The organism is Bacillus sp. 05T31, from assembly GCF_056396725.1.
The window spans coordinates 1-903 of sequence record NZ_JBFTMA010001109.1 but is presented as its reverse complement, the minus strand read 5'-3'; the positions used below and the strand labels follow the sequence as shown (position 1 = coordinate 903).

Below are 903 nucleotides of genomic sequence, written 5' to 3'. Positions count from 1 at the left end.
TAGCATAATAATGAAGGAATTCTAGCGAATGATATGGAAACTTTAATAAATACATCTCCATATGTCGTATCTACCATTTCCTCTTTCATTTAAGCAATGATACAGTAGAGGTAGTAATTAGAGTAAAGGGGTAAAGTGTAGAATGGATTTTCAAACGATCAAAGAGTATTTTTCACCAGAAAATATGGATCATATTGTTGAAAGTTATCGTGCGTTCGGACCACTTCTCGGTATTGGCTTACCGATGATAGAGGCGCTTATTCCGGCATTGCCACTCATTGTGTTTGTGTTGGCGAATGCTGTTGCATTTGGTTTTTGGTTCGGTTTTCTTTATTCATGGATTGGGTCAGTAATTGGTGCAATGCTTGTATTTTTCATTATTCGTAGCTTTGGAAGAAGTCGTTTCTTTTCTTTTGTAAATAAGCATGAGAGAGTGCGAAAAGCGATGGGATGGATTGAAAGAAAAGGGTTCGCGCCAATCTTTGTTATATTTTGTTTTCCGTTCACACCATCTGCGCTTATAAACGTTGTAGCTGGTTTATCTCGCATTAGCGTAAAACAGTTTGGACTAGCATTAGCATTTGGAAAGCTTGTTATGATCTTTATTTTAACGTATATCGGTCATGATTTAGTGTCATTTATTCATAAGCCGGTGAAATCGGTTATTGTGGGCGTTGTTATTTTTATTTTATGGTATGTCGGTAAAAAAATTGAAGTAAAGTTAGAACTACATTAGGAAAAGTCTTCTTTGTCCCGCTATTTGAGGGCAGTAAAACTCCCACCAAAAAATTCGACTGAAGCAAAGAAGTTAGGTGGGAGATCAAACTGCCCGTAAATGCCCGATTGGTGCGGGCTCATAATCGGTGGGGGATGAACAAAACCCCCACCGATTAAGTTTCACTT

The 903-nt window shown here is 37.9% G+C and carries 1 protein-coding gene; it reads left to right on the top strand.

Going from position 1 to position 903, the window contains the following annotated elements:
• The first annotated feature begins 142 nt into the window (after positions 1-142).
• Entirely contained in the window at positions 143-736 is a 594-nt protein-coding gene (locus AC1DJR_RS31700) for a TVP38/TMEM64 family protein (protein WP_002011278.1), read from the top strand.
• Positions 737-903 lie beyond the last annotated feature (167 nt).

Excerpts from the sequence above, each read along its gene's own strand:
- AC1DJR_RS31700 (WP_002011278.1), top strand. The coding sequence starts at position 143 with ATGGATTTTCAAACGATCAAAGAGTATTTTTCACCAGAAAATATGGAT.